Annotated in this window: 7 protein-coding genes; 5 read left to right on the forward strand and 2 right to left on the reverse strand. The window is 66.2% G+C overall.

What is annotated here, in order from left to right; genetic code table 11:
• Positions 1-162: 162 nt before the first annotated feature.
• From rpmF to PMN64_RS40745, 3 genes are all read left to right on the forward strand, one after another.
• On the forward strand, positions 163-348 hold the full coding sequence (gene rpmF, locus PMN64_RS40735; protein WP_021077536.1) for a 50S ribosomal protein L32: 186 nt from the start codon (positions 163-165) through the stop codon (positions 346-348).
• Positions 349-491: 143 nt separating this feature from the next.
• A complete protein-coding gene (locus PMN64_RS40740; protein ID WP_411784825.1) occupies positions 492-1,124 on the forward strand; it encodes a hypothetical protein in 633 nt (210 codons plus the stop codon).
• An 18-nt stretch (positions 1,125-1,142) separates the two neighbouring features.
• Entirely contained in the window at positions 1,143-1,613 is a 471-nt protein-coding gene (locus PMN64_RS40745) for a YybH family protein (RefSeq protein WP_411784826.1), read from the forward strand.
• A gap of 52 nt (positions 1,614-1,665) precedes the next feature.
• On the opposite strand, the gene PMN64_RS40750 is transcribed toward PMN64_RS40745, so the two are convergent.
• Positions 1,666-1,950: a hypothetical protein gene (locus tag PMN64_RS40750; protein ID WP_411784827.1), complete on the reverse strand. Its 285-nt coding sequence runs from the start codon at positions 1,948-1,950 to the stop codon at positions 1,666-1,668.
• A 219-nt stretch (positions 1,951-2,169) separates the two neighbouring features.
• Between PMN64_RS40750 and PMN64_RS40755 the strand changes: the two genes are divergently transcribed.
• Positions 2,170-3,861 (forward strand): putative bifunctional diguanylate cyclase/phosphodiesterase, encoded by a 1,692-nt coding sequence (locus PMN64_RS40755; RefSeq protein WP_411784828.1) that lies wholly within the window; start codon positions 2,170-2,172, stop codon positions 3,859-3,861.
• A gap of 260 nt (positions 3,862-4,121) precedes the next feature.
• On the opposite strand, the gene PMN64_RS40760 is transcribed toward PMN64_RS40755, so the two are convergent.
• Positions 4,122-5,576 (reverse strand): acetamidase/formamidase family protein, encoded by a 1,455-nt coding sequence (locus tag PMN64_RS40760; RefSeq protein ID WP_411784829.1) that lies wholly within the window; start codon positions 5,574-5,576, stop codon positions 4,122-4,124.
• A 385-nt stretch (positions 5,577-5,961) separates the two neighbouring features.
• Between PMN64_RS40760 and PMN64_RS40765 the strand changes: the two genes are divergently transcribed.
• The coding region (locus PMN64_RS40765; RefSeq protein ID WP_411784830.1) for an acetamidase/formamidase family protein at positions 5,962-8,067 on the forward strand (2,106 nt) is incomplete at its 3' end.

The following is an 8,067-nucleotide window of genomic DNA, read 5'->3' on the forward strand; positions in this document are numbered from 1 at the left end:
CCTGAGGGCTGTTTCGGGCGCTTTTTGCTGGCCCGGACCCTAGCTTTACGCGATGCCTTCCTCTATAAGCGCGGCCTTACCGGCATCGCAGCTTGCGCTTCGAAGCGCTGAGCCGTCCGCATTTCGGACGATGCCTCCGCAACACCCCTAGAGGACACCGTCATGGCCGTTCCCAGAAGAAAAACCTCGCCGTCGCGCCGTGGCATGCGCCGTTCGGCCGATGCGATCAAGACCCCGACCTATGTCGAGGACAAGGACTCCGGCGAGCTGCGCCGTCCGCACCACCTCGACCTGAAGACCGGTATGTACAAGGGCCGCCAGGTCCTGAAGGCCAAGAAAGAGTCCTGATCGGACATTCGGCCTACGCGCCGCAGCCATGCGGCGCGGCGCCTGAATTCGGTCAACGAGTGCGGCCAAGACGGGCGCGTCCGCGGCGAGGCCAATGAGCATCGCCGCATTGCTGGTTCTCCCTGAATAAGGCGCAAGCCCCGATGGTCGGTTTTCCGCTGCTGCTCGTTCCGCTCGCGGTCTACAACATCATCGCTTTCCTGATGCCCGGCGTGTCCTTCACGGACCCGCTGATCAGGCTGACATTGCTGTCGGGCGAGCAGTGGCAGATCACGCTCAGCGACATGCTGCTCGCGGCCGCCGTGCTGCTGTTGCTGCTCGAGGTCATCAAGGGCGCGCGCCCTGGCGCGAAATATCTCACCGACCATCTGCTGTCGCTGATCGTGTTCGGCGCCGCCGCCGCCGAATTCGTGCTCTGGCCGAAATTCGGCAACTCGACCTATGGCCTGCTCACGCTGCTGGCGCTGGTCGATTTCATTTCCGGAATTGCGCTGCGCACCCGCCGCCGTGCGGTGGTCGCGCCTGCGACACCAAGCGCCAGCAGGCCGCAGCCCGAGGCGCCGCAGCCCGCGCCGGCAGAGGCGTCCGCGCCGCGTTCCGAGCCCGCGCCCGTCGCCGCGCCGGCGCCTGCTGCCCCGCCGCCAGCCGCACCCGTTCCACCGGCGACGTCGGTTGCGGAATCCGTGCTGCTCGATCAGTCCGCGCCGAAGCCGACCGTCGCTTCACCGGATTTGCAGCCGGGCGGCCATCCGCCGTCGGACGCACCGCAGCGCTGAGTGTTTTCGAGGCCGATCATGAGCGCAGAAACGCTTCTTCCGATCGCCGACTCAACGACAACTCAATCCATATTTGACTGGCTCGAACGGTTCGCCGCCTGCGTCAGGGCGGTCGACTATGCTGCCGCGCGTCCGTTCTGGCATTCGGACATCATCTCGTTCGGCACCTATCAGGAACTCATCCACGGCCGCGCGCGCTGGACCGAGATGCAATGGGATAATGTCTGGCCCCGCACCGCGGATTTCGCCTTCGATCTCGCGCATACGGCGGTGCTGATCAGCGCCGACGGCGGCATGGCGACGGTGATCACGCCCTGGACGAGCACCGGCTTCCATGCGGACGGCAGCCGCTTTGATCGGCCGGGGCGAGCGACGATCATTCTCGCGCGTCAGGCCGACGGGCGCTGGCTCGGCATCCATTCCCACATGTCGCTGCAACGCGGCGTGCCGCAGGGCAGTCACGGCAATCGGCCCGTCAAGGCCCGCTGATCGCCTGCTGCTTGGACACCAGTTCCAGCGTCCGGTCTTTCTAGATGATTTGCTAGATGATTTGCCGGGTCCGCCGCGCCACGCTGCGGCGTTCGTCGACATGCGGGCCGTAAGCGCTCTGCGCGTCGGCCAATGACCCACGCCGCTGCCCGCGCGTCTGCGGTTCGTGTGCGGCGGTTGCGATCAAATGAGCCACAAACGACGGATCGGCATGCGGCAGCGGGATCTTGGGCGCCCAATGGGTGGTCGCGGCCAGCGGCACCAGCGTCGTGCCGGCCGCAGCAGGATCGCCGGTGCACTCACCGTCGAGGATTTCCGATTGATCGATATCCGGCATCGTCTGCGACCCGTTGGAGCGTCATAGTTTGGGACGTTGCGTCCCTCCGCAACACCCCTGTGGCAAGGGTCATGCCCGCCGTCCCCAGTTCGTTCCCGGACAGTCGAAAACGTGGTTTCCAGATTATTTATCAACTTCACCTAGCGTTGGATTCGCCGGAACCACTATCTTGAGAGCGTGTAGAATCACCGGGCGCCGTCCCAAATCGAGACATGTTCGATGCCCCCTGTCCCGCCAGCTGCCAGCATCCTCGCCTCGCTCGGCCAAGCGACATTCGCCTGGGACCTGGCGACCGATGCGATTGCCTGGAGCGATAATGTGGCGGCGGTCTTCCCGGATATCCCGGTTGCGGCGCTTGCGAGCGGTGCCGAGCTTGCCAAGCTGATCGAGCCATCGCGCTCGGTGCGATCCGATGCGCTCGGCGCGCCGGCGCCGGTGCGCGGCGGGGAGGGCGTTCCCTACCGGATCGAGTATGGCGTGCGGGCCGTCACCTCGGCGCCGGTGATCTGGATCGAGGAGACCGGCTGCTGGTTTGCCGGCGCCGACGGCAGGCCGGCGCGCGTGCAGGGCGTCGTCCGCATCAACAATGAACGGCATGCCCGCGACGAGCAGCTGCTCAAGCTGTCGCGGCATGATCCGCTGACCAACGAGCTCAACCGCACCCATCTGATCGCCTCGCTCGCCGAGACGATGGAGGAGTGCGCGCGCTTCCGCTCCTCCTGTGCCTTCATGCTGATCGGCATCGATCATCTGGCGCGCGTCAACGATGCCTTCGGCTTCGATGTCGCGGATGCTGTCATCGCCGAGGTCGCGAAGCGGATTCGTGCGCGGCTGCGCAGCGGCGACATGCTCGGGCGTTTCTCCGGCAACAAGTTCGGCCTGATCCTGCGCAACTGCACCGTCGACGACACCAATGTCGCGGCCGAGCGCTTCCTCGCCGCGGTGCGCGACGAGGTGGTGCCGACCAAGTCCGGCCCGGTGTCGGTAACGGTCTCGATCGGCGCCGTCACCATTCCGCGTCATGCGAGGTCGGCGGAGGAGGCGGTCAATCGCGCCCAGGAGACGCTGGAGACCGCCAAGAGCCGCCGCGCCGGATCGTTCGCGCTGTGGAAGCCGAATGTCGAGCGCGACGCCCAGCGCCGCGTCAACATCCGCGTCACCGACGAGATCGTCACCGCGCTGAACGAGCGCCGCATCGTGATCGGCTTCGAGCCCGTGGTCGATGCGCGCTTGCGGCAGCCCGCGTTCTACGAGTGCCTGGTCCGCATGGAGCAGGACGACGGCCGCGCGCTGCTCGCGCCCGATATCGTGCCGGTCGCCGAGCGGCTCGGCCTGATCCGGCTGGTCGATCACCGCGTGCTGGAGCTCGCCATCGCCGAACTCGCCGCCGCCCCCGGCGTACAGCTCAGCCTCAACATCTCGCCCGACACCACGATGGATCCGGACTGGTGGGCCACCATCGAATCCTTGATGCGCGCGCATCCCGGCGTCGGCGAGCGGCTGATCGTCGAGATCACCGAAACGGTCGCGATCCAGGATATCGACGACGTGCGTGGCTTCGTCACGCGCCTGAAGAACTTCGGCAGCCGGATTGCGATCGACGATTTCGGCGCCGGCTACACCTCGTTCCGCAATTTGCGCAAGCTCGGCGTCGACATCGTGAAGATCGACGGCGCCTTCGTGCAGAACATCGTGCGTTCGGCCGACGACCGCGCCTTCGTGCAGACGCTGATCGATCTCGCGCGCCGCCTCGAGATCAAGACGGTCGCCGAATGGGTGCAGGACGAGGAAGCCGCCGTGATGCTGCGCGAATGGGGCTGCGACTTCATCCAGGGCCGCCTGATCGGCCTCGCCTCGCCGGACCGCCCGTGGAATACGCCGGCGGAGAAGCCTGTGCCCGCCACGGGCTAGTTCACAGTCGCCGGCCAAATTAACGGTGTCGTCCCGGCCTAGTGCGCAATTGCGCACGGGGGCCGGGACCCATACGCCGCGGCTTCTCGATGAAGCGATCTGGTAGACGCTTGCTTCAAACCACCGACATTTGTGGTTATGGGCCCCGGCTCCCGTGCGCAATTGCGCACTAGGCCGGGGCGACGTTGTATTAGGTGCGCGCAGCAAAGCCCTACTCGCCCTTCTTCGGCTGACCGCCACGCTCGCTCCTGGCTTTTTCGTCAGCTGTCGCCGCCGGCGAAGATGTCCTTGCGGATCACCGCGTGGACGCCCCAATTGCCGTCGACCACCTGGGTGACGCCGAAGTCGACACCGAGCGAGATCAGCGAGATGGCCTCGTCCTCGGTCAGCTTCTTCGTCGTCATCAGGAATTTGCGCATCTTGCGGAAGGCATCGCGCAGAGCGAGGTCGACCGACGACTTCTTGTAGATCTCGGTCTGCGCGCCGGCTCCCAGCTCGCTGAGGTAGTTGGCATAGCTGAAGCCGTGCACCAGCCATTCGTCCTGGGTCTCCAGCATCGGGTAGTCGAGCGCTTCCAGCGCGGTGCCGGCGAGGTCGGCCTTCTTGTGCAGGATGATCTGGAAGGTGCCGTTGAGCGAGCATTCGATCGCCGTGCCGCACAGTTCGGAATCGCCCTGCGAGGCGTGGGAGTCGCCGACCGACAGCAGTCCGCCTTCGACCGCCACCGGGTAATACATCGTGGCGCCCTTGCCGATGCGCCAATTGTCGATGTTGCCGCCGGTATAGCTCGGCGGGATCGAATCGACGAACTCGGCCTCTTTCGGCGCGAGCCCGATCACGCCGAAATGCGGACGCACCGGGATGCGCACGTTCTTCAGGATGCCGTGGTTCTCCTTGACCGTCGAATGATCGACCGGGACGCCGGGATAATCGATGGTCTTGTGCACCACGCCGGACGGATCGGTCTGCGGCGTCCAGGTGAAATTGTAGACGGCGCGCGCCCAGTTGCGCTCACCGGTCGCGTCGACCTCGTAGATGGTGACCACCTCGCGCGGCTTCGGCTCGGTGAGCAGATCCTTGTAGTGGAAGCCCCACGATGCCGCGGCGTTGCTGCCGAATGCCTTGCCAGAATATTTCGGGTTGGCGCAGGGCCGCGGCGCGACGTCGATGATGCGCAGCTCGAGCACGTCGCCTTCCTCGGCGCCGCGCACGAACACCGGCCCGGTGCAGATATGCACGCCGAGGCCTTCGCCCGCGCCGCGTCCGTACAGCGAGGCATCCATCGGGCCGGCGCCGCGCCGGTTCACGCCCTTCTTCTCCTTGGTCCAGAGATAGACGCTCTCGACGCCGGGATCGCCCTTCACCATGCGCTCGGCATCGTCATTGGCGTGATGCGTCAGCGCCTCGATGGTGATGAAGTCGCCGGAATTGATCTCGACGCGCGGCTTCAGCGACTTGCTGAAATAGCCCCAATGCACGGTGTCGGCATTGGCCGGCAGATGGTGATAGGCGCGCTGCGCCGGCTGATGCTTCTCGGCGGCGGCCGCCATTTTCGGCGTTACCAGCGAGATGCCGCCGGCAGTCATTGCCGCGGCGCCGCCCGCCGCGGCGAAGCTCGAGCGCAGGAACGAGCGGCGTTCCCGGTCGAGCGTCTCCTTGAACTGGCGATGATGCAATTCGAAGTCCGGGCAGTTCTTGTCGTCACCTGCGCACATCTTGAGCTCCTCCTTGGATCGAAAGTGCGCATGAGAGTGCATGGCGCCGCGCCGCTCCGACATGACCGGGCGCGCCCAATAATTTGTCGGCGCGCTTGCTGTCGTCGCAGCGCAAAGGCCTGTGCAACAGCGTGCGAGGCATCTGCGGCGGCCGTCTTCGCATCGCGGCATGGCCGGAGCGGTCAAGAATTTGGACGCATTCGATCAAGTTGCACTGCGTTCGCCGCTGATAGCGCTGCCAGGCGAAAGCCGCCGCTTCCGCGCGTTGCACGCAGGCTGGGCAACGTGTGCCGTCGCAACACGCTTGCCGCCTGCCTGCAATCGGTGCAGGCTGCGTTCACGGCTCTGTGAGTGGAAGGCTGCGGTGCTGCGGCCTGGAGGGGTGATGGTCGCGACGACCTTTCGGGTTTCGGTCGATGCGATCCCGCGGCAAAACCGGCGGGAGGTCTGGCGCGAGGCGCTGGCCGGTTTGCAGCTCGATTGCGAATTGCCGGAGGCCGGCCAATTCCAGTTCGGCGAATTGACCGCGAAGCGCTCGACCAGCGGCGGCCAGCTCGCGCTGCTGCGTTCCACCGAGCAGCAGATCGTCTGCAGCGGTCATGCGGCCTCGCCGGGAATGCCGGCGCGGGTCGCCATCATCTTCCACGGCTACGGCCGCGGCAGCATCACGTCCGGCCAACGCAGCTGCGAGTTTGCCGACAACGACGTCTCGGTGTGTGATCTGCAATCGCCGTGGCGGATGACTTTGCGGGAGGATTTCGAGATCCTGCTGCTCGAACTGCCGCGTGAGCGGTTGCTCGGCCGGCTCGGGCATAATCGCCTGCGTTTGCCGGCGGTGCTCGGCGCGACGATTGCCGCTGCGTCCGTGCGTCCGGTGATGCGGACCCTGGGCGGCAATTTCGCGATCCTGGACAAGGCCGATCTCGCCACCGCCGAGGTCGCGGTCACCGAACTCGTCGCCGGCGCGCTGCTCGGCGAGACGCGGCTCGATGCCGAGGCGATGACGCAGGTCCAGGCCGGCCATCTGCGCCGGGTCGACGCCGCGATCGAGGCCCAGCTCGGCAATGCCGGCCTGACCATCGCCGACATCGCGCGGCAGGAAGGGCTGTCGCAACGCTATCTGCAACGGCTGTTCGAGCGGCAGAACACGACGTTCTCGGCCTATGTGCGCGAGCGGCGGCTGGAGCGCTGCTGCAACGACCTGATCGATCCGAACTACGCCGACCAGCGCATCGCCGAAATCAGCTACCGCTGGGGCTTCACCGATCAGGCGCATTTCAGCCGGATGTTCAGCGCGACCTACGGCACCTCGCCGCGCGACTTCCGCAAGGCGGTGCCGCGCGATGTGGAGGGCGAGCGCACGCGCGGCCGGCCGCGGCTGGCGCGTGGCACCGCAACGGTGCTGCGGCTCGCGCCAAATCTCGCGTCAAGCCCGGTGGCGCGCGAGACAATTGCGCCGCTGGAGCCGATCGTACCGGTTGAACCGCCGGCGGCCGTGCCGGAAGGGCGGGGCGCCTCGCATCACCATCTCAAGGTGTCCAGGGAGACCGCGCATTGGGGCTATCTCAGCCGCGCCATCCCGCCTGTCATGAGCGTGCAGTCGGGCGCGGTGGTGACGATCGAGACGCTGACCCAGCATGCCTTCGATGATTACGAGCGCATGATCAAGGGTGATCCCGGCGCGGAGAGCGTGTTTCGCTGGACCGCCGAGGGCAAGTCGGTCGAACGGCGCGGCGCCGGCCCGATGGACGGTTCGATCTTCGGCCGCGGCGCCGGCGAAGGGTTCGGCGTGCACATCTGCACCGGGCCGATCTATGTCTGCGGCGCGGAGCCGGGCGATGTGCTCGAGGTGCAGATCCTCGATATCTGGCCGCGGCCATCAGCCAACCCGGCCTACGCCGGCAAGTCGTTCGGCAGCAATGCCGCGGCCTGGTGGGGCTTTCAGTACAACGATCTGATCGATCCGCCGGCCAAGCGCGAGACCATCACGATCTTCGAGACCGATGCAGAGGCCGAGTGGGCCCGCGCCGTTTATTCCTACCGCTGGACGCCGCAGACCGATCCGTTCGGCGTGCGCCACGAGACGATGGATTATCCCGGCGTACCGGTCGATCACGCGACCGTCGAGAAGCAGCCCGGCGTGCTCGCCGGCGTGCGGATTCCGGCGCGGCTGCATTTCGGCTTCATGGCGGTGGCGCCGCGCGAGTCCGACATCATCGATTCGATTCCGCCCGGCTATTTCGGCGGCAATGTCGACAATTGGCGCGCCACCAAGGGCACCACGCTCTATCTGCCGGTCGCAGTATCAGGCGCGCTGTTCTCGATCGGCGATCCGCATTTCGCGCAAGGCGATGGCGAGGTCAACGGCACCGCGCTCGAGCTTTCGCTCACCGGCCAGTTTCGCTTCATCCTGCACAAGAGCGGCAAGGCGACCAAGCCGCATGTCGAAGGGCTTGCGCACCCGCTTTTGGAAACGCCGGAGGAGTGGATC

The sequence above is a fragment of the Bradyrhizobium sp. UFLA01-814 genome (assembly GCF_046718885.1).
Taxonomy (GTDB): Bacteria; Pseudomonadota; Alphaproteobacteria; order Rhizobiales; family Xanthobacteraceae; genus Bradyrhizobium; species Bradyrhizobium elkanii.